This is a genomic window from Pseudomonas sp. NFIX10 (assembly GCF_900111955.1).
In the GTDB taxonomy this organism is placed as follows: domain Bacteria; phylum Pseudomonadota; class Gammaproteobacteria; order Pseudomonadales; family Pseudomonadaceae; genus Aquipseudomonas; species Aquipseudomonas fluorescens_AA.
This window is the reverse complement of record NZ_FOKH01000003.1, coordinates 254,811-277,646: the sequence shown is the minus strand read 5'-3', so window position 1 is coordinate 277,646 and position 22,836 is coordinate 254,811. Positions and strand designations below refer to the sequence as shown.

Here is a 22,836-nt window from a genome sequence, read left to right as displayed (position 1 = left end):
ATGAACCTCTCCCCTCTCAATCGCCGTCGTTTCGAACTGTTCAAGGCCAACAAGCGTGGCTGGTGGTCGCTGTGGCTGTTCCTGATCCTGTTCGGGCTGAGCCTGGGTGCCGAGTTGATCGCCAACGACAAGCCGCTGGTGGTGCATTACGACAACGGCTGGTACTTCCCGGCCCTCAAGCGCTACCCGGAAACCACGTTCGGCGGCGAGTTCCCGCTGGAAGCCAACTACAAGAGCCCGTACATCCGTGAATTGCTGGCGGCCAAGGACGCCTGGGTGCTGTGGGCACCGATTCCGTTCAGCTACCAGAGCATCAACTACGACCTGAAGGTCCCTGCCCCGGCACCGCCCTCTTCCGTGAATTGGCTGGGCACCGATGACCAGGGCCGCGATGTCCTGGCCCGGGTGATCTACGGCTTCCGTATCTCGGTGCTGTTCGCCCTGACCCTGACCCTGCTCAGCTCGATCATCGGCGTGGTCGCCGGCGCCTTGCAGGGCTTCTATGGCGGCTGGGTCGACCTGGCTGGCCAACGTTTCCTGGAAATCTGGTCCGGGCTGCCGGTGCTGTACCTGCTGATCATCCTCGCCAGCTTCGTACAGCCGAACTTCTGGTGGCTGCTGGGCATCATGCTGCTGTTTTCCTGGATGAGCCTGGTGGACGTGGTCCGCGCCGAGTTCCTGCGCGGGCGCAACCTCGAATACGTGCGCGCCGCGCGGGCGCTGGGCATGCAGAACGGCGCGATCATGTTCCGGCACATCCTGCCCAACGCCATGGTCTCGACCATGACCTTCATGCCGTTCATCCTCACCGGCGCCATCGGCACCCTCACCGCCCTGGATTTCCTCGGCTTTGGCCTGCCGCCGGGCGCGCCGTCCCTGGGCGAACTGGTGGCCCAGGGCAAATCCAACCTCCAGGCACCCTGGCTGGGCATCAGTGCGTTCGCCGTGTTGGCCGTGATGCTGAGCCTGCTGGTGTTCATCGGCGAGTCCGCTCGCGATGCCTTCGATCCGAGGAAGTGATATGAACCAGGACAATCTGATCGAAGTGCGCGACCTGGCGGTGGAGTTCATCGTCGGTGAACGCCACCAGCGCGTGGTCGAGGGCGTCAGCTTCGACATCAAGCGCGGCGAAACCCTGGCCCTGGTGGGTGAAAGCGGCTCGGGCAAGTCGGTCACCGCCCACTCGATCCTGCGCTTGCTGCCCTACCCGCTGGCCCATCACCCCACCGGGACCATCCAGTACGCCGGCCAGGATTTGCTGGGATTGAAGGAAAAGACCATCCGCCATATCCGTGGCAACCGGATCGCGATGATTTTCCAGGAGCCGATGACCTCCCTCAACCCGCTGCACTGCATTGAAAAACAGATCAATGAAGTGCTTGGCATCCACAAGGGCCTGACCGGCAAGGTCGCGACCCGCCGGACCCTGGAGTTGCTGGAGCTGGTCGGCATTCCCGAGCCCCACAAGCGCCTCAAGGCCCTGCCCCACGAGTTGTCCGGCGGCCAGCGCCAGCGAGTGATGATCGCCATGGCCCTGGCCAACGAGCCGGAACTGCTGATCGCCGACGAGCCGACCACCGCCCTGGACGTCACCGTCCAGCTGAAAATCCTCCAACTGCTCAAGGAGTTGCAGGCGCGATTGGGTATGTCGTTGCTGCTGATCAGCCACGATTTGAACCTGGTGCGAAGAATTGCGCATCGTGTATGTGTCATGCAGCGCGGTTGCATCGTCGAACAGGCATCGTGCGAAGAGTTGTTCCGCGCGCCGCAGCATCCGTACACTCGGGAACTGCTGGCCGCCGAGCCCAGCGGCACCCCGGCGACCAACGTCGTCGGCCCGCCGCTGTTGCAGGTCGAGGACCTGAAAGTCTGGTTCCCGATCAAGAAAGGCCTGTTCAAACGCACGGTGGACTACATCAAGGCCGTGGACGGCATCCGCTTCAGCCTGCCCCAGGGCCAGACCCTGGGTATCGTCGGCGAAAGCGGCTCCGGCAAATCCACCCTGGGGCTGGCAATCCTGCGATTGATCGGCAGCCAGGGTGGGATCCGCTTCGAAGGCAAGTCGCTGGACAGCCTGACGCAGCAACAAGTCCGGCCACTGCGCCGGGAGATGCAAGTGGTGTTTCAGGACCCGTTCGGCAGCCTGAGCCCACGTATGTGTGTCAGCCAGATCGTCGGCGAAGGCCTGCGGATCCACAAGATCGGCACCGCGGCTGAACAGGAACAGGCGATAATCGCGGCATTGAAGGAGGTAGGCCTGGATCCGGAAACCCGGAACCGCTATCCCCATGAATTTTCCGGAGGGCAACGGCAGCGTATCGCCATTGCCCGGGCCCTGGTGCTCAAGCCGGCGTTGATTCTGCTGGATGAACCAACGTCGGCCCTGGACCGTACCGTGCAACGCCAGGTGGTGGAGCTGTTGCGGTCGCTGCAAACCAAGTACAACCTGACGTACCTGTTTATCAGCCATGACCTGGCTGTCGTCAAAGCGCTGAGCCACCAATTGATGGTGGTCAAGCATGGCCAAGTGGTCGAACAAGGTGATGCCCGCAGCATATTCGCCGCGCCGCAGCACCCCTATACACAGCAGTTGCTGGAGGCCGCCTTCCTGGCCCCAACAACTGCCGAATAACCTGAAAAGAGGAGCAACACATGGGTTTTCTCGCCGGTAAGCGCGTACTGATCGTCGGTGTCGCCAGCAAGCTGTCCATCGCATCCGGCATCGCCGCCGCCATGCATCGCGAGGGCGCTGAGCTTGCCTTCACTTATCAGAACGACAAACTCAAGGGTCGTGTCGAAGAGTTCGCACAAGGCTGGGGCTCGAGCCCTGAGCTGTGCTTCCCGTGCGACGTGGCCAGCGACGAAGAAATCGCCAAGGTCTTCGAAGCGCTGAGCAAGAAGTGGGACGGCCTGGACTGCATCGTGCACTCCGTGGGCTTCGCCCCGGGTGACCAGTTGGACGGCGACTTCACCGAAGCCACCACCCGCGAAGGTTTCCGCATTGCCCACGACATCAGCGCCTACAGCTTCGTGGCCCTGGCCAAGGCCGGTCGCGAAATGATGAAAGGCCGCAACGGCAGCCTGCTGACCCTGTCGTACCTGGGCGCCGAGCGCACCATGCCGAACTACAACGTCATGGGCATGGCCAAGGCCTCCCTGGAAGCCGGCGTACGTTACCTGGCCGGCTCCCTGGGCCCGGACGGTACCCGCGTCAACTGCGTATCGGCCGGCCCGATCCGCACCCTCGCCGCTTCCGGCATCAAGAACTTCCGCAAGATGCTGGCCGCCAACGAAGCGCAAACCCCGCTGCGTCGCAACGTCACCATCGAAGAAGTCGGCAATGCCGGCGCCTTCCTGTGCTCGGACCTGGCGTCGGGCATCAGCGGTGAAATCATGTACGTGGACGGCGGCTTCAACACCACCGCCATGGGTAACCTCGAAGAGTAATCTTCACGGGGCGCCCTTGCAGCAATGCAATCATGGGTAGCCCGGTTTCGACAAAAAGAAGCGCCGCCTGCCTGGTAGAGGGCAAGCGGCGTTTTTATTTCGACCTTCCAGGAGCCGCTAACAACACCAGGGCAAAGGAAAGTGAAAACAACAGTGTCGCGACTACCCCGGAGACGGTGTCATAAGTGTAAATCACCGAGATTAATGCCCCCATGAGTGACGTCAAAGAAAGAGGAGTATTCGTCAGCACATACAACCCCATACGTAAACTGAAGGATTGATGTTTCAGAAACGCTTGGATAACACTGCCCAATCCCGTCAGCGCCACTGACGTAGCCATCAGCACGATTAATATGACAAGGTACATCGCAACAGATGGAATACCCTGGGTATCGTTGAGATCTCTTGGATTCTCCACTGCACCGTCTGTTGCAAAGAAGAACAACATTGCGTAGGCCACCCATACGCAAACAACCGCAAATCCCAATCCTTGCCCACTGTACTTCATACCTGATCACCTTGAAAAATTAATGGGTAGTTCACCAGTCATTCGAATTTCATAGTCCTGTGCTCGGGCAACTCTTCCTACTTCACGCAGGGCAGTCGTCGCCCTCTCGTCGAACGCTGCACGATGGCTGCTGGCGTTCGCGTCATATCGATCTGAATAGGCCTTGACGGTGCCGGCGAATTTGAGATTACCAGAGGTATACCGAATGACTTCACCCTTAATCTGAAGCGTAATATTTCCAAGGTAAATTCTTGCGACGTTCGAATCTTGGGCCGTCGAGTAAGGCGCTTTCAGATTGATGGTGGTCACCCCCACTCCTGCAGTATTGATAATCGCCATCAAATCCGGAATTTTGTCAGGTGCTGGTCTGATACCGATTCTGTCGAGCCGAACCCTGGCAGGCTTACCTTTTCCAAGTAGCCAGTGGCCAAAAGCCTTGAAAGGAGTAAAAACACCACCGGAGAACTCCTGCTCAACGGCCAGCTCTTCCGTGTTGTTTATTTTGGCCCCCTCCTTTATCCCGAGCCGCCAAGCATCCGCAGTGCTGAGTTTTGGATTCTTCAGCATTAATAAATCTGCACCATGTGCGACTTTTAAATCACCAATGATAAAGCCATCCAACCCATAACGAACCGGTCGATTATTACGCATTTCTTGTAAATGCCGCTGTAGCATTTGAGGCCAATGGCCCCGTTCGTAAGCCACGTTGCGCTCTTGAATCATTTTCCCAACCATTGCCATTGAAAAAGGAGCTGGAGTGCCTCCTCTTCCACGCGAGGTGCCATATTCATCGGGATAAACAAATGTCGGGGGCAATTCAGTATTCATACGGATACCAGTCAAATCCAATGATTCATAACGCTATAGTCATGAGCTTGCATCACATGATGTGAAGTCTCATTTTGCGTATATCCCGCGCCCCTCGTGCGGTACATATATATAGCGTTACGCTAGTCCACCTATGTCGTTGCCTGCGAAACCTGTACCTATATCCCACGCCCTTAAGAATAGAAAAAACCATGTTCAATATTCAGAGAATACCAAGCGGTTCTATCGTCGAAGCGCCTGCTTCTGCGCATACATCGCCGCATCGGCCTCGGCCAATAGATTGTCGATTGACCGATGGCGCTGGGAGTCTGGCTCAGGACCACTACCATTCAAACCGAACGGCCAAATCAATCGGGCATTTGCCGGCCAGGGCTAATACACTGCTTCACAGGTTCAAGACGAGGACGCTGACCGATGAAGCACGCCACCCATGACGCCGCCCCACGCTTCTGGCGCGACGCGGCCCTGCCCTTCATCGAAGCCCGGGCCATCGCCGATGGGCGCAAGGTCTGCTACTCACGTCACTCCCACGACCATTTTTCCATCGGAGCGATCACCGCCGGGCGCAGCACCTATATTCATGAGCGGTCGAATTTCCAAGTGCAGAGCGGCACGGTGGTGCTGATGAACCCCGGCGATGTCCATGCGTGCAACCCGATCGACGATGAACCGTGGTCGTATGTCATGCTGTACGTCGATACCCAGTGGCTCAGGGATTTGCAACGTCGTATCGGCTTCGATCAAACCCTGGATTTCCAGAGCTTTTCCACGACCCACAGCCGTGATGTCGAGCTGTTTGCCGCATTGCAAGGGTTGTATGAGCAACTGGTGGATGAGCGGCTCGGCACCGACCGCAAGCGCACCGCCGCCGAGGCGTTTTTCACCGACCTGCAACAACGGCTCAACCCTGCCGGCCGTCCGGACCGGGGCAGCCACCCGGGTTTGATGCGCGCGGCGCAGTTCATCCACGACCATTGCAGCGAAGCGTTGAAGCTCGAAGACATCTGCACCGCGGCGCAACTCTCGCCGTCTTACCTGAGCCGCGCCTTCAAGCGTCATTACGGGATGACGCCCCATGCCTTTCTGGTCAACCGCCGAATCCAGTTCGCCCGCCGCCAGTTACGCGAGGGCAAGCTGATCGCCGATGTGGCGCTGGACAGCGGGTTCGCCGACCAGGCGCATTTCCAGCGGGCCTTCAAGCAACACCTGGCGGCTACTCCGGGCCAGTATCGCGGTTGAGGCGACGCGCTGGCCTAAACACACTTCTGTGGGCCCGACTCAAGGCAACACCAAATACACCGCACTGGCCACCAGCAACACCGCCATCGCCCGGTTGAACAGGCGCAGGGTCGCCGGATTCCCCAGCCAATTACGCAGAAAGCTGCCGGCATAGGCCCAGCAGCCCACCGAGACATAACAGATCACCAGGTAGACTGCCGCGAACTGCCACACCAGCCGTGCCTCGCCATCGGCGACGAACGCGCCCATCCCTGCGACGCAAGCCAGCCAGGCCTTGGGATTGAGCCATTGCATCAGCGCGCCGTAGAACATCGACGGGGCCCGGTCCTCGTCCTTGGCGCCCAGGTGCCCGTTGTCCATCGCCAATTTCCAGGCCATGAACAACAGAAACGCCACGCCGCCCAGTTGCACCACCCGTGTGAGCCCAGGCCAGCGTTGCAGCACTTCATGCAACCCGAGCCCCATCAACACCAATAACAAGACAAAACCCAGGGTCGCGCCGGCCACGTGGCGCAAGGTCGCTCGAAACCCGTACCGGGCCCCGGAACTGAGGGCCACAATGTTGACCGGCCCCGGCGTAATGGAGGCGACCAAGGCAAACGCCGCCATGGAAAGAATCAGACTCATCGCAAACCTTCTTCATATCTGTGAGGTGGCGATCAAGGTAAATCGCCCGCTGCTGCCGGTATTGAAGAAAACTGCCTCATGAGGGGATCCACGGTGAGCTCATCCCCCGAAACAAAGCCTGTGCTCACAAAAAAGCCGCGATGCCTGGATCAGGCATCGCGGCTTTTTTGCCCAATCAGCGGTCGTTCTTGATCGAAGAACTGGTCGCGTTGGTCAGGCCCTTGGTGTTATGGGTACCCGGAGTAGCCGTGGAAATCGCGGAAGCCTTGGTCAAGCCGCGAGTATCGCGGTCTTTGGCGATGCCCGACGTGAGCGAAGCCTTGCTGGTTCGGTCGGTGCGGGTGGCACCGGTATGCTTGCCGCTGAGGCCATGATCGCGGGTGCGGGTGCCGGCATGGTCGCTGGCCAATCCCTTGCCAAGACCGCTGGAATCGCTGGATTTGCCACTGCCCTGGCCACCGCCGACACCACCACCGTGACCACCGCCATTACCGCCGCCGTTTCCTCCACCGTTACCGCCACCACCCCCATTGCCACCGCCGGCGGCGTAGCTGGAACCGATAGGCGACAGGTCGGCAGGCAGCAAGGCCGAGGCACCGAACGCCAGGGCACAGACAGCAACGGCAATCAGGGATTTCTTATGTTTGGTCATGATGTCTCCGAAAGACAAAAACAGCGGTTGAACCTTTAAGACTCAGAGGTTCAAATTTTGTTCATTGAGCATCCGACCAACTGCGGGAAAATTCACTGTCGATTTTCCGGTGGAGTCGTCCCGGGCACGGTTCTATGCTTTGCCCCATGAACCTACAAGACTCGCTGCTCCCGCCCCACGCCGAGATGGTCCGCGCCATGCTCGAACGAGACACCGCCTACGAGGGGGTGTTCTTCACTGCGGTCAAGACCACCGGCATCTTCTGCCGTCCCAGTTGCACCGCGCGCAAGCCGAAGCCGGAGAACGTGGAGTTCTTCGCCCATGCCGACGAAGCCATGTCGGCCGGCTACCGCGCCTGCCTGCGCTGCAAGCCGCTGGATGCCGCCGCCATCGCGCCGGACTGGATCCAGGCCCTGCTCAAAGCGGTGGACACCGAGCCCGACCTGCGCTGGACCGACGCCCTGCTGCTGGAACAAGGTATCGAACCGCTGAAACTGCGGCGCTGGTTCAAGCAACATTTCGGCATGACCTTTCACGCCTACCTGCGTACCCGCCGCCTGGGCATCGCCCTGGGCGGTATCAAGGACGGCACTTCCATCGACAATGCCGCGTTCGATTCCGGTTATGAGTCGTTGAGCGGCTTTCGGGACGCCTTCGTCAAATCCTTCCGCATCACACCCGGCCGCGCCGCCCTCAGTGAACCCCTGTTGTTCACCCGCCTGACCACGCCGCTGGGGCCGATGCTGGCCATGGCCGAACGACGGGGCCTGGTGCTGCTGGAATTCCTCGACCGTCCGGCCCTGACCAAGGAGCTGGAAGAGCTGCAGCAACGCTACGGCTACACGGTCGCGCCGGGGCACAACGCTCACCTGCAACAGATCGAAACCGAACTGGCCGACTATTTCGCCGGCAAGCTCACGACGTTCAATGTCCCGCTGCACATGCCCGGCAGCGCCTTCGCCGTGCGGGTCTGGGCTGAGTTGCAAAAAATCCCCTACGGCGAAACCCGCAGCTACGGCGGCATCGCCACGACCCTGGGCAGCCCAGGTGCCAGCCGCGCCGTGGGCCTGGCCAACGGGCAGAATCGCCTGGCCATCGTCATTCCCTGCCACCGGGTGATCGGTGCGGATGGCTCGTTGACCGGTTATGGTGGCGGCCAGCCGCGCAAGGCGTTTCTGTTGCGGCTGGAAAAAGCCGCGGTGCAGGTTTCACTGCCTCTGGCGTTTTGAGCGCCCCGGAGAACGAACACCTGATGCCTGTGCCCTATCACGACGCCAGTGCTTTCCTGGCCAACCTCGACGAAGACTGGCGACGACATGTCGTGGCGATCGGCCCTTGCCTGCTGCAACCCAAGCCGGCCCGCGATCCCTATGAAGCCCTGGTCCGGGCGATTGCCTACCAGCAACTGCACGCCAAGGCAGGCGATGCGATTCTGGGCCGGTTGCTGGCGTTGTTCCCGGCACAGACATTCCCCACACCTGCGCAAATCCTGGCGACAGACATTGCTCAATTGCGCGGTTGTGGATTTTCCGCCAGCAAGATCGCGACCATCCAGGGCATCGCCCAAGCGGCCCTGGACGGGGTGGTGCCGGATTTTGCCACGGCGCGGGCAATGGAGGACGAAGCATTGATCGAGCGCTTGGTCAGCCTGCGCGGCGTCGGGCGCTGGACCGTGGAGATGCTGCTGATCTACAGCCTGGAACGAGCCGACATCCTGCCGGCCGATGACTTTGGGGTGCGCGAAGGTTATCGACGGCTCAAGGGGCTGGCGCAACAACCCAGCCGCAAGCAGATGGTCGAGATCGGCCTGGCCTGGCGCCCTTATCGGACGGTGGCGGCGTGGTATTTGTGGCGGGTGCCGAAGTGATCTTGGCTGTACCGACGCCTTCGCGGGCAAGCCCGCTCCCACACTGACCTGGAGTGGGCACAAGATCTATGACCGACACAAATCCCCTGTGGGAGCGGGCTTGCTCGCGAAGGCGGTCGCATGGCCACCCCCAATTAAACTGTTAAAACACCGATTGTCTAGGCTGTACTGAGTCATTTCCAATCCCACTGGAGATTCCCATGCAGCTCGAAGGATCCTGCCACTGCGGCGCCGTGTCGTTCAGCCTGGCCTGTGCCCACCCCTACCCTTATCAACGCTGCTACTGCTCGATCTGTCGCAAGACCCAGGGCGGCGGCGGGTATGCGATCAACCTGGGGGGTGATGCCCGAAGCCTGAAGGTGCGCGGTCGCAAGCACATCTCGATCTACCATGCACGGCTCAAGGACGAAGGCGATAAACGCGCCCACCGCAGCAGTGCCGAACGGCATTTCTGTTCCCTGTGCGGTTCGGGGTTGTGGCTGTTCAGCCCCGAATGGCCGGACCTGGTGCACCCGTTTGCCTCCGCCATCGACACACCGCTGCCGGTACCGCCGGAGCACACCCACTTGATGCTTGGTTCCAAGGCGCCATGGGTAGAGGTCGAGGCGCATAAGGGCGATCAGCAGTTCGATGTCTATCCCGAGGAGTCCATTGCCCAGTGGCATGAACGCCTGGGGCTGGTCACTTAGAGATGCAGTGCTGCATAAGGCCCCATCGCGAGCAAGCTCGCTCCCACATTGGACTTGGGCAGTTCACAAATCCCCTGTGGGAGCGAGCTTGCTCGCGATGACGTCAGTACCGGCACCTTTGCACTATCGAGCCGGCACACCACTGTGGAATCGGAATTCCACATCCGGCGATTCGATCAGTTCCCGCTCGGCCCCACGGACCTTGTCGATCACCTGGGCAATGTCCTTGGCGTCGCCGTATTGGTAGGCCAGTTTCAGGTAGCCCTGGAAGTGCCGGGCCTCGCTCTTGAGCAAGCCGAAATAGAACTTGCCCAGTTCCTCGTCCAGGTGCGGCACCAAAGCTTCGAAGCGCTCGCAGCTGCGGGCTTCGATGAAGGCTCCGACCACCAGGGTGTCTACCAGCTTGACCGGTTCGTGGCTGCGCACCACCTTGCGTAGCCCCGAGGCATAACGCCCGGCGGAGAGCTGGCGCAAGCCGATCTTGCGTTTTTTCATCAGGCGCATGACCTGCTCGTGATGCACCAGCTCTTCCCGGGCCAGGCGCGACATCAGGTTGATCAGGTCGACGTGGGAGTGGTATTTGGCGATCAGGCTCAGGGCGGTGCTGGCGGCCTTGAATTCGCAGTTCTTGTGGTCGATCAGCAACGTTTCCTGGTCGGCCAGCGCGGCCTGGACCCACGCATCAGGGGTGCGGCAACCAAGGAATTCGTGGATTTCGGGAAGATTCATGGGGCTCACGGGCAAAGGTAGTCGAGCGAAGGGCGCCGATTATACCGGCCTGCCTCCAGACCACCAGCCACCGCCATTGATATGCATCAAGTCAATGACTCACCCACGGCAACTAGACTGCCCCACAGCAACTATAGTTGAGCAACGCCAGCCTTTTCATTGCAGGAGAACACCGATCATGCAAGCCATTCGCAGCATCCTGGTGGTCATTGAGCCCGAACATTCGGAAAGCCTGGCGCTCAAGCGCGCCAAACTGATCGCCGGTGTGACCCAGGCACACCTGCACCTGTTGGTGTGCGACAAAAAGCACGATCACGCCGGCATGCTCGGCGTGCTGAAGGCCGCGCTGCTGGCGGATGGCTACAGCGTGACGACCGAACAGGCCTGGAACGAAAGCCTCTACGAAACCATCATCGACGTGCAGATGGCTGAAGGTTGCGGGCTGGTGATCAAACAGCACTTTCCCGACAGCCCATTGAAAAAAGCCCTGCTGACCCCGGCGGACTGGAAACTGCTACGCCATTGCCCCACCCCGGTGCTGCTGGTGAAAACCGCCGGTTCCTGGAAAGACAAGGTGATCCTGGCCGCCGTCGACGTTGGCAATGCCGACGGTGCACACCGTCACCTGCACGCCACCATCATCGACCATGGCTACGACATCGCGCTCCTCGCCAAGGCGCACCTGCACGTGATCAGCGCCCATCCCTCGCCGATGCTCTCGTCCGCCGACCCGACGTTCCAGCTCAAGGAAACCATCGAGGCCCGGTATCGCGAGCAATGCCGGGCGTTCCAGGCCGAGTTCGACATCGACGACCAGCATCTGCATATCGAAGAAGGCCCGGCGGATGTCTTGATTCCGTACATGGCGCGCAAGCTGCAGGCGGCGGTGACGGTGATCGGCACCGTGGCCCGTTCGGGGTTGTCCGGGGTGCTGATCGGCAACACCGCCGAGGCCGTGCTCGATACGCTGGAAAGCGATGTGCTGGTGCTCAAGCCCCAGGAAGTCGAGGATCATCTGGTGGAGTTGGCGGTCAAGGAGTAAAGCTCCTTTGCACAAATGGCCGGGGGTCAGCCGCCGATCGCATCCTTCAGGAACCCCGGCGCGATGTACCGCTGGTAATGGGCTTCGGACAGGAGGAAAAACTCCCGATCAATGGCATCGCGCAGGTCCGGCAGGTCCCAGTCGCGAAACTCCGGCATCAGCACCATGCCGTAGGCCTCCAGATTGTTGATCACCCGCGCGCCCCGGGCGATCAACTGGTAGGCCCAGCAATATTCCGACTGGTGCGGCACAAAACGGATCTTGCGCGATTCCAGTTGCTGGCGCAGCAACCCGGGGTCGAAAACCTCCAGCTTGGCCTCCATCACCTGCACCAACAGTTGTTCGAGCCGCATCCACACCGCGCGTTTTTCATCCTCGTTGTAGCCGTTCCAGTGAATCACTTCGTGGTGGAACCGCTTGCAGCCACGGCACACCAGGTCACCGTAGACAGTGGAGCAAAGGCCGACGCAGGGGGTCTTGATGAGCTGGTTGGGCATAAGGAAAAACACACGCAAAAGCAGGACAGGCTGGCATGTTAGCCCTTTGTCTAAGATTGATCACCCCTCAAACTTGAGCGCCCAACTTACCTTTAATTTTTTTTTCCCGTAGAATCAGCCAGCCTTTTAAGGCGCCAATGTCCGTTAGAAGCTGTTTTCAAAGCGTCACGAGCACAGTCGTTCCTTCAGAGCGGTGTTGGCGAAGGGTCTTTCCAGCGGGGAAAGCCCAACGCCAACCCTCATCAGCTCCCGTTCTGCAGGCGTAAAACTTTGAAAGCAGCTTCTGTGAGGAACGTGCGGAAACTCTGGCGTGATGGTTCAAAAAACCGTCGACGCGCATGAGTACCGTGGGTTCCTGGATGAGCGTCCCGGACACCCATTTGGGACCACTGATGAGGGTAATAACTGTGCTTGAAGCCTACCGCAAACATATCGAAGAGCGTGCAGCCCTGGGTATCGTTCCCCAGCCGCTCAACGCCGAACAAACCGCAGGCCTGATCGAGCTGCTGAAAAATCCTCCGGCTGGCGAAGAAGCTTTCCTCGTTGACCTGATCACCAACCGCGTTCCGCCTGGAGTCGACGAAGCCGCCTACGTCAAGGCCGGTTTCCTCTCCGCCCTGGCCAAGGGCCAGGCCCAATCCCCTCTGCTGGACAAGAAGCGCGCCGTTGAACTGCTCGGCACCATGCAGGGCGGCTACAACATCGTGACCCTGGTGGAACTGCTGGACGACGCCGAACTGGCGCCGGTAGCCGCCAAGGAACTCAAGCACACCCTGCTGATGTTCGATGCCTTCCACGACGTGGCTGAGAAAGCCAAGAACGGTAACGTTCACGCCAAGGCCGTGCTGCAATCCTGGGCCGATGGCGAGTGGTTCAAGAACCGTCCCGTGCTGGCCGACAAGATCAGCCTGCGGGTGTTCAAGGTCACCGGCGAAACCAACACCGACGACCTGTCCCCTGCCCCTGACGCCTGGTCTCGCCCGGACATCCCGCTGCACGCCCTGGCCATGCTGAAAATGGCCCGTGACGGCATCGTGCCTGACGAACAAGGCAAGACCGGCCCGATGAAGCAGATCGAAGAGATGCGTGGCCAAGGCTTCCCTATCGCCTACGTCGGTGACGTGGTCGGTACCGGTTCGTCGCGTAAATCGGCGACCAACTCGGTGCTGTGGTTCTTCGGCGACGACGTTCCTTTCGTTCCGAACAAGCGCGCCGGCGGTTTCTGCTTCGGCAGCAAGATCGCGCCGATTTTCTACAACACCATGGAAGACGCCGGCGCCCTGCCGATCGAATTCGATGTGTCCAACATGCACATGGGCGACGTGATCGACCTGTACCCGCATGCTGGCAAAGTCTGCAAGCACGGTACCGATGAGGTCCTGGCCACCTTCGAAATGAAGACCCCGGTCCTGTTGGACGAAGTCCGTGCCGGCGGTCGTATCCCGCTGATCATCGGCCGTGGCCTGACCGAGAAGGCACGCGCCGAACTGGGTCTGCCACCGTTCGACCTGTTCAAGAAGCCTGAAGCCCCCGCCGAAAGCACCAAGGGTTTCACCCTGGCGCAGAAGATGGTCGGCAAGGCTTGCGGTCTGGCGGAAGGCCAAGGCGTGCGCCCGGGTACCTACTGCGAACCGAAGATGACCACCGTGGGTTCCCAGGACACCACCGGTCCTATGACCCGTGACGAACTGAAAGACCTGGCGTGCCTGGGCTTCTCGGCTGACCTGGTGATGCAGTCCTTCTGCCACACCGCGGCCTATCCGAAGCCGATCGACGTCACCACCCACCACACCCTGCCTGACTTCATCATGACCCGCGGCGGCGTTTCCCTGCGTCCGGGCGACGGCATCATCCACTCGTGGCTGAACCGCATGCTGCTGCCAGACACCGTGGGTACCGGTGGTGACTCGCACACCCGTTTCCCGATGGGCATCTCGTTCCCGGCCGGCTCCGGCCTGGTCGCGTTCGCCGCTGCCACCGGCGTCATGCCGCTGGACATGCCGGAATCGATCCTGGTGCGCTTCAAAGGCAAAATGAAACCTGGCATCACCCTGCGTGACCTGGTTCATGCCATTCCGTACTTCGCCATCCAGAACGGTCTGCTGACCGTCGAGAAGAAAGGCAAGAAAAACGCCTTCTCCGGTCGCATCCTGGAAATCGAAGGCCTGGAAGGCCTGACCCTGGAACAGGCTTTCGAATTGTCCGACGCCTCGGCCGAACGTTCGGCTGCCGGTTGCACCATCAAGCTGTCGAAAGAGTCGATCACCGAGTACCTGCAATCGAACATCACCCTGCTGCGCTGGATGATCGGCGAAGGCTACGGTGATGCACGTACCCTGGAACGTCGCGCCCAAGCGATGGAAGCCTGGATCGCCAACCCGCAACTGATGGAAGCCGATGCCGACGCCGAGTACGCCGAAGTCATCGAAATCGATCTGGCGGACATCAACGAGCCTGTGCTCTGCGCGCCGAACGATCCGGACGATGCCCGTCTGCTGTCCAGCGTTGCTGGCGAGAAGATCGACGAAGTGTTCATCGGTTCGTGCATGACCAACATCGGTCACTTCCGCGCCGCCGGTAAACTGCTGGAGCAGGTCAAGGGGCAACTGCCAACCCGTCTGTGGCTGTCGCCGCCGACCAAGATGGACGCCCACCAGCTCACCGAAGAAGGCTACTACGGCATCTACGGCAAGGCCGGTGCACGGATGGAAATGCCAGGCTGCTCGCTGTGCATGGGTAACCAGGCGCGCGTCGAGCCGAACTCCACCGTGGTGTCGACCTCGACCCGTAACTTCCCGAACCGTCTGGGTGACGGCGCGAACGTCTACCTGGCTTCGGCCGAACTGGCGTCCGTGGCTTCGATCCTGGGTCGCCTGCCGACCGTCGAGGAGTACATGGAATACGCCGGCAAGATCGACAGCATGGCGGCGGACGTGTACCGCTACCTGAGCTTCGACCAGATCGCCGAGTTCCGTGAAGCGGCTGCAAACGCCAACATCCCGGTCGTTCAAGCGTAAAGCTTAGAACGCCCGACTGAAAACGCCGCCCTTCTTGCGAGGGGCGGCGTTTTTTATGCCTGTCATTTCGATGCCAGCCGAACCACCGCCATCGCGAGCAAGCTCGCTCCCACAGGGGATTTGGGGTGGATGTAAGCCCTGTGGACATCCGAAACCAGTGTGGGAGCGAGCTTGCTCGCGATGACGGCGGCACATCCAATATCAATGCAAACTGACCCACCGCTTTCGCGAGCAAGCCCGCTCCCACAAGGTGATAGTCAGGCCATCAACGAATAAACCAACGCGGTAATCGCCACAAGCCCCACCAGCACGACGAAGACATTGGAGGCCTGGCCACGATAGCGAGCCATGGCCGGTACTTTGCGGATAGCGTACATCGGCATCAGGAACAGGATGGCTGCGATGACCGGCCCGCCCAGGGTTTCGATCATGCCCAGGATGCTCGGGTTGAGGGTGGCGACGATCCAGCACACCACCAGCATGAACGCTGCGGTGAGGCGGTCCAGGGTCTTGGGGGCCGGACGGCGGCCGCTCTTGACGATCAGGCCCTTGAGGCCTTCGCTGGCGCCGATGTAATGCCCCAGGAACGACTTGGAAATGGCGACAAACGCAATCAACGGCGCGGCAAAGGCGATGGTCGGGTTGCTGAAATGGTTAGCCAGGTACGACAGGATCGACAGGTTCTGCGCCTTGGCCTCGGCCAATTGCGCCGGGGTCAGGGTCAGCACGCAACTGAACACGAAGAACAGCACCATCACCACCATCAGCACATGGGCGCGCGACAGGATCTGCGCACTGCGCTCCTCGGCGTTGCCACCGTAGCGACGCTTCTGGTCCACCGCAAACGCCGAGATGATCGGCGAGTGGTTGAACGAGAACACCATCACCGGGATCGCCAGCCACAAGGTATGCAACAACGCCGAAGGTTCAGGCGGCGTCGACGCAGTGCTCAGGATACCGCCGCTCCAGTGGGGAATCAGGAACACCGCCAGAAACAGCAGCGCCACGATGAACGGGTAGACCATCAGGCTCATGGCCTTGACGATCGCCTGCTCGCCGCAACGGACCACCGCCAGCAGGCCGAGGATCAGCACCAGGGACAGCACGGCCCGAGGGGGCGGCTGGATATGCAACTGATGTTCCAGGAAGCTGCCCACCGTGTTGGTCAGCGCCACGCTGTAGATCAGCAGGATCGGGAAAATGGCGAAGAAGTACAAAAGCGTGATCAGCGCACCGGCCTTGAGGCCGAAATGCTCCTCCACCACCTCGGTGATGTCCGCGCCGTCGCGACCGGACAACACGAAACGGGTCAGGCCCCGATGGGCATAGAACGTCATGGGGAACGCCAGCAACGCCAGGATCAGCAGCGGCCAAAAGCCACCCAGGCCCGCATTGATGGGTAAGAACAGAGTGCCTGCACCGATGGCGGTGCCAAACAGACCCAGCATCCAGGTGGTGTCCTGGCGACTCCATTGGCTGAGGGTGGCTGGGACTGTCGTTTCAAAGCGCTCTTCGACGCTATTGGCCTGATCATTCATCCGGTCGGATCTCCGCTTTCCGGTCACATGCACCCGGCCGGGACGAGTCGGAAAACCCCGACAGGCAGCGCCCTGGCCGAAACAGGGGCGCGATTGTCCGGGATTCACGAGCAGAAGCAAAGACTTAGCTGAGGAGCGGTTGTGCGGATCAAATCGCCGCGGTGGAATTGTCCCTATATGTCCCTGCATTCCCTGTGGGAGCGAGCTTGCTCGCGATAGAGGTGGATCAGCTTGCATCGATGTGAACAGACCGGCGCCATCGCGAGCAAGCTCGCTCCCACCATTGGATATTGGATCGGAGTACAAGCAGCGAGACAGGCCATCTGCCAGGCTCCCACACAAAGGCCCCCAGCAACCGAAAATGCACATAAAAAGCCAAGCCCCCCTGCCCCCGGCTCCTACAATCAGGTTGAATACCCACAATCGATCCAGCGCCCACAGGAGCCCAGCATGACCGCAACCGTTCTGGTACTGGTTGAAACCGTCAATGAATACCTGCCGATTCTCGAGCGGCAGGGTTACCACCTGGAATTGGCGCCCACGCCGGCCGAACGCAAGACAGCGATTTTCGAACACGGTGAACGCTTCAGCGCGGTGCTGACCCGCGGCCCCCTGGGTTTGACGGCCGAGGAAATCGCCGCCCTGCCCAACCTGCAAATCATCTGCGTGATCGGTGCTGGCTATGAGCAGGTGGACCTGCAAGCCGCGCGCAACCGGGGCATCGTGGTAACCAACGGCGCCGGGGTCAACGCCTCGTCGGTGGCCGACCATGCCATGGCGCTGTTGCTGGCGTTGGTGCGCGACATCCCCCGGGCCGATGCGAGTGTGCGCCGTGGCGAGTGGGCCAAGGTCATGCGCCCTTCCCTGGCCGGCAAGCGCTTGGGCGTGCTGGGCCTGGGCGCGGTGGGCATGGCCATTGCCAAGCGCGCTGCCCTCGGCTTCGACATGAGCGTCAGCTACCACAATCGCCGGGTGCGCAACGACGTGCCCTACACCTTCTGCGCCACGCCCACGGAACTGGCCCGGGTCTCGGACTTCCTGATCGTCGCCACGCCCGGCGGCCTGGATACCCGGCAGTTGATCAACAAACAGGCCCTCGACGCCCTGGGGCCCCATGGTTTCCTGGTGAACATCGCCCGCGCCAGTGTGGTCGCCACCGCCGACCTGATCAGCGCCCTGGAACAGCGCCGGATCGCCGGCGCGGCCCTGGACGTGTTCGATCACGAACCCGAAGTGCCAGACGCGCTGAAAAGCCTGCCCAACGTCGTACTGACGCCCCATGTGGCCGGCCTGTCGCCGGAAGCGACGCGTGGCACGGTGGAGTTGGTGGGCCAGAACCTGAACGCGTTCTTTGCCGGCAAACCGGTGTTGACGCCGGTGCCGCTACCCGACGCGCAGCTTTAAAGCCCCCCCAGCAAGGTCCACAACCGCCGGGATTCGGCATCGGCACTGATCAGTTCACCCAGCAGCTCGCTCAGCGGCTTGTTGCCCCACTCCACGCCACGCCGGATCAGATAGGGCACCGGGCTGTGGGGCTCGGTACGGGCCAGGTAACCGGCGATCACCAGTAGCTGTCGGTAGGCCTCTTCACGATTGGCCGGCTCCTGGAAGACCTGGGCGACCGCCTGCGGCTGGGGCGTCGATGTCGTCGCCGGGGACGCTTGCACCGGCACGACGGTGGGTTGCTGTGGGTGCATCGCGATGAACTCCTCTACCAGTGTCAGCAACGCCTGAATCACGTCCTGCAGGGATTTGTAGCCCGGGGCCAGGTTGCCCAGGTAAGCGTCGCGCCAGGCTTCGAGCCGTTGCAGGTGCTGCAAGCTCAGCAACAGACTGCCCTGGCGATGCAACCAGGCCTGCCCCAGCCAGGCACTGATCATCAAGTCTTTGCTGCGCTCCAGCAGCAGCGTGGTCGCGAGCCGTTCCAGGTCCGGCCACAGGGCGGTCGAAGCCCGCTACCTCAACGGTCAACGGCTGGAACCGGCCCAAGCCTACGCCGAAGACGGCCGCCCACTGGACGCCGAGGGCAAACCGATCTCCCGGCTGCGCTGGTGGTTCAAGCGCTGGAATGACCCCGCTTGAACATGCACCCTGACTTTCCTGTGGGCGCGGACTCGCTCGCGAAAGCGGCGGGTCAGTTTGCATCGACGTTGACTGTGCCGCCGCCCTCGCGAGCAAGCTCGCTCCCACAAGGGCCCTGCGTTGAATACAAAGCTCATGAACGCCCAGATTCTCTGTGGGAGCAAGGCTTGCCCGCGATGGATGCGACGCGGTCCTCCTGAAATCGAGTCGTGTGTATCGCGGGCAAGCCTTGCTCCCACAAAATCCCCTCACCACAAAATCCTCAGTGTCCCAGTCCATCGGGCCTACCTTCGCACATTGGCATGCAGAGTTTGTGGTCTATAGTTCCTGACAGATCCCAGGATCTTTCGCTCGGGCCATCAGGAGCTACACCCCTCGAGCCGTACCGCGCCGACGCCCACCAGCCGTCGGTCGAACAATGCAGGGAGCACACCATGCCGATCCAGCGGCCTGAGACACTGAGGTTGGCCCCTGGCACTGCTCATCGTGCCGAGGCCGATGACGATAGCGAGGCCGGCGTGTTTCGGCGCGCCTTCGACCAGGCCAAGGAAGCCTACATCCTGTTCCCGCTGCTGGCCGTCCTGCTGTTGCTCGCCATCTGGAGCGCCACCCTCTACCTGATCAAGGTCGAACATCTTCGCGCACAGCAAAGCGCCGCGACGGCCAGCCTGGAAATGGGCGCCACCTACGAAGCGCAAATGTTGCGCGCCATCCATGAAATCGATCAAACCCTCAAGCTGGTCAAATACACCTACGAGACCGAGGGCGAGCCTAATCCCCTGCGCCGGCTCCAGGAGCGGGCCTTGTTGCCGCCGGCCTTGGTGTTCGACGTCAGCGTGGTCAACCCGGACGGCAGGCTCGTGACGAGTACACGGGTCAACGGCCGGGAAAATATCGCTGACCCGAATGAGCAGCAAACACTGCGGCACAGCGACTCATTGTCCATCAGTCATCCGTGGAAAAGTCCAATCACCGGAGAATGGCGCTTGCGCTTCAGCCGGCGACTCGACGCCGCGGACGGCACGCTTTCCGGGATCGCCAGGGTCGAGGTCGACGCCGCCTATTTCGTCAGTAGCTACGACGCCGCGAAACTCGGCGAACAGGGTGCGCTCGGGTTGCTGGGCACTGACGGCCTTTTCCGCGTGCGGCGCACCGGAGAAACGGTACTGGCCGGCGATACGGTCGATTACACGGCAGTGGTGCCGGACGCGGAAAACACCGAGGCGGTGCTCTCGGTCAATGGTTGGGACGGGGTGCGGCGCTACACCAGTGCCCGCCAGCTCTATGACTTCCCGCTGGCGGTGATTGTCGGGTTGTCCGAAGAAGAACAACTGGCCGCGGTGAACCAGCAGGCGCGTACCTACCTCTGGCGCGCGGCGGGCGGCAGCCTGGTGCTGGTGCTGCTGGTGGGCGTGCTCGCCCGGATGAGCTGGCAACTGGCGCAGAGCCGTTTGCGCGCCGCCGAAGCCCAGGCTCAACTGGCCGCCGCCGCTCGCCAGGCCGGCATGGCCGAAATCGCCACCAATGTCCTGCACAACGTAGGCAATGTGCTTAACAGCGTGAATATTTCCGCCGACTTGGTCACCCGCAAGCTGCGCACCAGCAAGGCCTTGGGGCTCGGTAAAGCGGTGCAAATGATGAACGAGCACGCCGATGACCTCGGCGACTTCATCTCCCACGACGAGAAAGGCAAGCTGCTGCCCGGCTACCTGAACCAACTGGTGGACGCGCTTGCGCTCGAGCAACAGAGCATGACCGAAGAACTCGGCCAACTGAGCAAAAGCGTTGATCACATCAAGGAAATCGTCGCCGCCCAGCAATCTTACGCCGGCACATCCAGCCTTGCCGAAACCGTGCAGATCAAGGACCTGATCGAGGATGCCTTGCGCATGAACGCCGGCATCATCGCGGCGCATCGGATCACCGTGGTGCGAAACCTGGCCGAAACACCCTTGCTGCAACTGGACAAGCACCGGGTGCTGCTGATCCTGATCAACCTGATAAAAAACGCCAGCAGGGCGATGGATGACCGGCCAGAGCCGCCCCCTATACTCATCCTGCAGAGCGAGATTCCCCAAGAAGACACCCTGGTGATCAAGGTCATCGACAACGGCGAAGGCATAGCGCCCGAGAACCTGACGCGGATCTTTGCCCATGGCTTTACCACACGCAAGGATGGCCATGGTTTTGGCCTGCATAGCTGCGTCCTGGCGGCCATGGAGATGGGCGGCTCGCTGGAGGCCCATAGCGATGGCCCGGGAACGGGAGCGACCTTTACGCTCAAACTGGCGATCTAGGCTACGCTTCGGCGCGTGATAACGCAGCTTCAGCCAACGTTACAAGGAACAGACGAATGGCGATCCACGCAACGAGGTTACCTTGACCCCCATGGTGAAAAAGCCCAATACCTTGGCCTTGGTAGTCGTGACGCTGTATGCCGGCGGCGCCAGTGCCGACGCAGCCGACATGTTCTCGCTGAGCAGTTTCGGCACGGTGGGGATCGTTCATTCCAGCGAGAAAAAAGCCGACTTCACGTCCAGTATCTTCAAGCCCAACGGCGCGGGGCATTCGCGCAACTGGAGCGCCGACGTCGACAGCCTGATAGGCGCCCAACTGACCGCCACCTTCACTCCGCAGCTGTCGGCCGTGGTGCAGGTCATTTCCGAGCAACGCTACGACAACAGTTACCGGCCCTTCGTCGAGTGGGCCAACATCAAGTACCAGTTCACGCCGGATTTCAACGCACGCATCGGCCGTACCGTGTTGCCGACGTTCCTGGTGTCCGACACCCGCAAAGTGGGCTACACCCAGCCCTGGGTGCGGGCGCCCATGGAGGTCTACAGCCTGATGCCGATCTCCAGCAGCGACGGCATCGATGGCAGCTACCGGTTTCGTGTCGATGAAATCACCAACACGGTGCAGGCCCATTACGGCCAGACCGACAGCCGTCAGCCCGACGGGGCCGGCAAGGCGCTGACGAGAAATCTCTGGGGGGTCACCAACACCACCGAGCTCGGCGTCCTCACCACCCGCATCACCTACATGAAGGCCGACCTGACCCTGGAGCCATTCAATTCACTCTTCGATACGTTCAGAGAGTTCGGTCCGGAAGGCATCGCCATCGCCGATCGCTACGATTCCGATGACACCCCCATCGACTTTATCGGCGTGGGTGCCAGCTACGATCCAGGCGACTGGTTCGTCATGAGTGAATGGGGGCGTCTGGACAGCCGTTCCGGCCTGGGCAGGACCAGCGCCTGGTACATCAGCGGCGGGTACCGCATCGCAGCATTCACCCCCTATGTCACCTACGCGCGTTCCAGGACCGAAACCGAAGTCTCCAGCCCGGGCCTGACGCTATCGGCCTTGCCGCCGGCCCTGGCGGGCACGGCCGCCGAACTCAACGGTGCGCTCAACAGCATCCTGGGCTCGAACGAAGGCCAGCAGACCCTTTCCCTGGGTATGCGCTGGGATTTCACCAAGAACATGGACGCCAAAGTGCAATTCGATCACACACGTTTCAAGGGCAACTCGGTCGGTCCGTTGATCAACCCCCAACCGGACTTCACGTCGGGGGGTTCGCTCAACGTCATCAGCCTGGCTGTTGATTTTGTCTTCTGATGGAGCAGGCCATGTGGGTTGTGAGACTCATCGGATTCGCCATGGCGGGGCTCGCCCTGTGCGCCGCCAGCGTTGCCGTCAAGGCCGACGTGGTGGTGGTCGTCGCCGCGTCCAGCCCGGTGAAAACGCTCGCGCGCAATCAGGTGGCGGATATTTTCCTGGGCAAGGCCAGTCGTTTTCCCAGCGGCGGACAGGCGATTCCCATTGACCAGACAGAAGATTCACCGACCCGCGATGAGTTCTACACAACGTTCACCGGCAAGTCCGCAGCCCAGCTCAAGGCGCATTGGTCGAAAATCATCTTCACCGGCAGGGGCCAGCCGCCGCAGGCGGTTTCGAGCGGGGCGGAGGTCAAGAAACGTATCGCAGAGAACCCCGACACCATCGGCTATATCGAGGCACGGGAGCTGGACGGCAGCGTCAGGGCACTGCCGCTCGAGTCGCAATGAGTAC

Annotated in this window: 20 protein-coding genes and 2 pseudogenes; 14 read left to right on the top strand and 8 right to left on the bottom strand. The window is 61.1% G+C overall.

Features of this window, described 5'->3' with window-relative positions:
• Genes BM321_RS04785 through fabI form a run of 3 tightly spaced genes read left to right on the top strand, consistent with a single transcriptional unit; the run spans position 1 to position 3,447 of the window.
• Complete coding sequence (locus BM321_RS04785) at positions 1-1,020, top strand: ABC transporter permease (protein WP_092198157.1); 1,020 nt, start codon at positions 1-3, stop codon at positions 1,018-1,020.
• Between the two features lies 1 nt (position 1,021).
• Positions 1,022-2,632, top strand: coding sequence for an ABC transporter ATP-binding protein (locus BM321_RS04780; RefSeq protein ID WP_092441703.1), 1,611 nt, complete (start codon positions 1,022-1,024; stop codon positions 2,630-2,632).
• Between the two features lie 20 nt (positions 2,633-2,652).
• Entirely contained in the window at positions 2,653-3,447 is a 795-nt protein-coding gene (gene fabI / locus BM321_RS04775) for an enoyl-ACP reductase FabI (RefSeq protein WP_025213267.1), read from the top strand.
• Positions 3,448-3,541: 94 nt separating this feature from the next.
• On the opposite strand, the gene BM321_RS04770 is transcribed toward fabI, so the two are convergent.
• Entirely contained in the window at positions 3,542-3,955 is a 414-nt protein-coding gene (locus tag BM321_RS04770) for a hypothetical protein (RefSeq protein WP_092441702.1), read from the bottom strand.
• A 6-nt stretch (positions 3,956-3,961) separates the two neighbouring features.
• The gene (locus BM321_RS04765) at positions 3,962-4,783 is read right to left on the bottom strand and encodes a lipid II-degrading bacteriocin (protein ID WP_092441701.1); all 822 of its coding nucleotides are present in this window, start codon (positions 4,781-4,783) and stop codon (positions 3,962-3,964) included.
• A gap of 414 nt (positions 4,784-5,197) precedes the next feature.
• Between BM321_RS04765 and BM321_RS04760 the strand changes: the two genes are divergently transcribed.
• A complete protein-coding gene (locus BM321_RS04760) occupies positions 5,198-6,022 on the top strand; it encodes a helix-turn-helix transcriptional regulator (RefSeq protein ID WP_092441700.1) in 825 nt (274 codons plus the stop codon).
• Positions 6,023-6,061: 39 nt separating this feature from the next.
• Here BM321_RS04760 and BM321_RS04755 read toward each other — a convergent pair whose 3' ends face one another.
• Together BM321_RS04755 and BM321_RS30435 are read right to left on the bottom strand one after the other, a co-directional pair.
• Positions 6,062-6,649, bottom strand: coding sequence for a LysE family translocator (locus BM321_RS04755; protein ID WP_092165353.1), 588 nt, complete (start codon positions 6,647-6,649; stop codon positions 6,062-6,064).
• A gap of 175 nt (positions 6,650-6,824) precedes the next feature.
• Positions 6,825-7,301 carry a hypothetical protein gene (locus tag BM321_RS30435; RefSeq protein WP_092441699.1) on the bottom strand — a complete coding sequence of 159 codons (477 nt, stop codon included), beginning with the start codon at positions 7,299-7,301 and terminating at the stop codon, positions 6,825-6,827.
• A gap of 146 nt (positions 7,302-7,447) precedes the next feature.
• Here BM321_RS30435 and BM321_RS04745 point away from each other — a divergent pair, with 146 nt between their 5' ends.
• From BM321_RS04745 to BM321_RS04735, 3 genes are all read left to right on the top strand, one after another.
• Complete coding sequence (locus BM321_RS04745) at positions 7,448-8,530, top strand: bifunctional transcriptional activator/DNA repair enzyme AdaA (protein ID WP_092441698.1); 1,083 nt, start codon at positions 7,448-7,450, stop codon at positions 8,528-8,530.
• Positions 8,531-8,553: 23 nt separating this feature from the next.
• Positions 8,554-9,168: a DNA-3-methyladenine glycosylase family protein gene (locus BM321_RS04740; protein ID WP_092441697.1), complete on the top strand. Its 615-nt coding sequence runs from the start codon at positions 8,554-8,556 to the stop codon at positions 9,166-9,168.
• 200 nt (positions 9,169-9,368) lie between these two features.
• On the top strand, positions 9,369-9,857 hold the full coding sequence (locus BM321_RS04735) for a GFA family protein (RefSeq protein ID WP_092441696.1): 489 nt from the start codon (positions 9,369-9,371) through the stop codon (positions 9,855-9,857).
• Between the two features lie 123 nt (positions 9,858-9,980).
• On the opposite strand, the gene BM321_RS04730 is transcribed toward BM321_RS04735, so the two are convergent.
• Positions 9,981-10,586, bottom strand: coding sequence for a MiaE family protein (locus tag BM321_RS04730; protein WP_092441695.1), 606 nt, complete (start codon positions 10,584-10,586; stop codon positions 9,981-9,983).
• Between the two features lie 178 nt (positions 10,587-10,764).
• Here BM321_RS04730 and BM321_RS04725 point away from each other — a divergent pair, with 178 nt between their 5' ends.
• Complete coding sequence (locus BM321_RS04725; RefSeq protein ID WP_092441694.1) at positions 10,765-11,628, top strand: universal stress protein; 864 nt, start codon at positions 10,765-10,767, stop codon at positions 11,626-11,628.
• Between the two features lie 26 nt (positions 11,629-11,654).
• On the opposite strand, the gene BM321_RS04720 is transcribed toward BM321_RS04725, so the two are convergent.
• On the bottom strand, positions 11,655-12,125 hold the full coding sequence (locus BM321_RS04720) for a DUF1289 domain-containing protein (protein WP_092327733.1): 471 nt from the start codon (positions 12,123-12,125) through the stop codon (positions 11,655-11,657).
• Between the two features lie 407 nt (positions 12,126-12,532).
• Here BM321_RS04720 and acnB point away from each other — a divergent pair, with 407 nt between their 5' ends.
• Positions 12,533-15,142, top strand: a complete 2,610-nt coding sequence (acnB, locus tag BM321_RS04715) for a bifunctional aconitate hydratase 2/2-methylisocitrate dehydratase (RefSeq protein ID WP_092441693.1) — start codon at positions 12,533-12,535, stop codon at positions 15,140-15,142.
• A 257-nt stretch (positions 15,143-15,399) separates the two neighbouring features.
• Here acnB and BM321_RS04710 read toward each other — a convergent pair whose 3' ends face one another.
• A complete protein-coding gene (locus BM321_RS04710) occupies positions 15,400-16,680 on the bottom strand; it encodes a serine/threonine transporter (protein WP_092441692.1) in 1,281 nt (426 codons plus the stop codon).
• 450 nt (positions 16,681-17,130) lie between these two features.
• On the opposite strand from BM321_RS04710, the gene BM321_RS04705 reads away from it, so the two are divergent.
• Positions 17,131-18,084, top strand: a complete 954-nt coding sequence (locus BM321_RS04705) for a 2-hydroxyacid dehydrogenase (RefSeq protein WP_092441691.1) — start codon at positions 17,131-17,133, stop codon at positions 18,082-18,084.
• Here the strand turns inward: BM321_RS04705 and BM321_RS04700 are convergent.
• Positions 18,081-18,623 (bottom strand): annotated as a pseudogene (locus BM321_RS04700) (type VI secretion system ImpA family N-terminal domain-containing protein); the annotation flags it as partial. The gene BM321_RS04705 and the pseudogene BM321_RS04700 sit on opposite strands and share 4 nt — an antisense overlap.
• Between BM321_RS04700 and BM321_RS04695 the strand changes: the two are divergent.
• The 4 genes and pseudogenes from BM321_RS04695 to BM321_RS04680 all read left to right on the top strand — a co-directional run.
• Positions 18,610-18,762 (top strand): annotated as a pseudogene (locus BM321_RS04695) (toxin-antitoxin system YwqK family antitoxin); the annotation flags it as partial. The pseudogenes BM321_RS04700 and BM321_RS04695 overlap by 14 nt on opposite strands.
• 434 nt (positions 18,763-19,196) lie before the next feature.
• The gene (locus tag BM321_RS04690) at positions 19,197-21,059 is read left to right on the top strand and encodes an ATP-binding protein (protein ID WP_092441690.1); all 1,863 of its coding nucleotides are present in this window, start codon (positions 19,197-19,199) and stop codon (positions 21,057-21,059) included.
• Between the two features lie 91 nt (positions 21,060-21,150).
• Positions 21,151-22,383, top strand: a complete 1,233-nt coding sequence (locus tag BM321_RS04685; RefSeq protein WP_092441689.1) for a porin — start codon at positions 21,151-21,153, stop codon at positions 22,381-22,383.
• Between the two features lie 11 nt (positions 22,384-22,394).
• Positions 22,395-22,832, top strand: a complete 438-nt coding sequence (locus BM321_RS04680; protein WP_092327722.1) for a type 2 periplasmic-binding domain-containing protein — start codon at positions 22,395-22,397, stop codon at positions 22,830-22,832.
• The last annotated feature ends 4 nt before the right edge of the window (positions 22,833-22,836 follow it).

Bases quoted from the DNA above. Each gene is read 5' to 3' on its own strand.
- BM321_RS04785 (WP_092198157.1), top strand. From the start codon at position 1: ATGAACCTCTCCCCTCTCAATCGCCGTCGTTTCGAACTGTTCAAGGCC.
- BM321_RS04780 (WP_092441703.1), top strand. From the start codon at position 1,022: ATGAACCAGGACAATCTGATCGAAGTGCGCGACCTGGCGGTGGAGTTC.
- fabI (WP_025213267.1), top strand. From the start codon at position 2,653: ATGGGTTTTCTCGCCGGTAAGCGCGTACTGATCGTCGGTGTCGCCAGC.
- BM321_RS04770 (WP_092441702.1), bottom strand. From the start codon at position 3,955: ATGAAGTACAGTGGGCAAGGATTGGGATTTGCGGTTGTTTGCGTATGG.
- BM321_RS04765 (WP_092441701.1), bottom strand. From the start codon at position 4,783: ATGAATACTGAATTGCCCCCGACATTTGTTTATCCCGATGAATATGGC.
- BM321_RS04760 (WP_092441700.1), top strand. From the start codon at position 5,198: ATGAAGCACGCCACCCATGACGCCGCCCCACGCTTCTGGCGCGACGCG.
- BM321_RS04755 (WP_092165353.1), bottom strand. From the start codon at position 6,649: ATGAGTCTGATTCTTTCCATGGCGGCGTTTGCCTTGGTCGCCTCCATT.
- BM321_RS30435 (WP_092441699.1), bottom strand. From the start codon at position 7,301: ATGACCAAACATAAGAAATCCCTGATTGCCGTTGCTGTCTGTGCCCTG.
- BM321_RS04745 (WP_092441698.1), top strand. From the start codon at position 7,448: ATGAACCTACAAGACTCGCTGCTCCCGCCCCACGCCGAGATGGTCCGC.
- BM321_RS04740 (WP_092441697.1), top strand. From the start codon at position 8,554: ATGCCTGTGCCCTATCACGACGCCAGTGCTTTCCTGGCCAACCTCGAC.
- BM321_RS04735 (WP_092441696.1), top strand. From the start codon at position 9,369: ATGCAGCTCGAAGGATCCTGCCACTGCGGCGCCGTGTCGTTCAGCCTG.
- BM321_RS04730 (WP_092441695.1), bottom strand. From the start codon at position 10,586: ATGAATCTTCCCGAAATCCACGAATTCCTTGGTTGCCGCACCCCTGAT.
- BM321_RS04725 (WP_092441694.1), top strand. From the start codon at position 10,765: ATGCAAGCCATTCGCAGCATCCTGGTGGTCATTGAGCCCGAACATTCG.
- BM321_RS04720 (WP_092327733.1), bottom strand. From the start codon at position 12,125: ATGCCCAACCAGCTCATCAAGACCCCCTGCGTCGGCCTTTGCTCCACT.
- BM321_RS04710 (WP_092441692.1), bottom strand. From the start codon at position 16,680: ATGAATGATCAGGCCAATAGCGTCGAAGAGCGCTTTGAAACGACAGTC.
- BM321_RS04705 (WP_092441691.1), top strand. From the start codon at position 17,131: ATGACCGCAACCGTTCTGGTACTGGTTGAAACCGTCAATGAATACCTG.
- BM321_RS04690 (WP_092441690.1), top strand. From the start codon at position 19,197: ATGCCGATCCAGCGGCCTGAGACACTGAGGTTGGCCCCTGGCACTGCT.
- BM321_RS04685 (WP_092441689.1), top strand. From the start codon at position 21,151: ATGGTGAAAAAGCCCAATACCTTGGCCTTGGTAGTCGTGACGCTGTAT.
- BM321_RS04680 (WP_092327722.1), top strand. From the start codon at position 22,395: ATGTGGGTTGTGAGACTCATCGGATTCGCCATGGCGGGGCTCGCCCTG.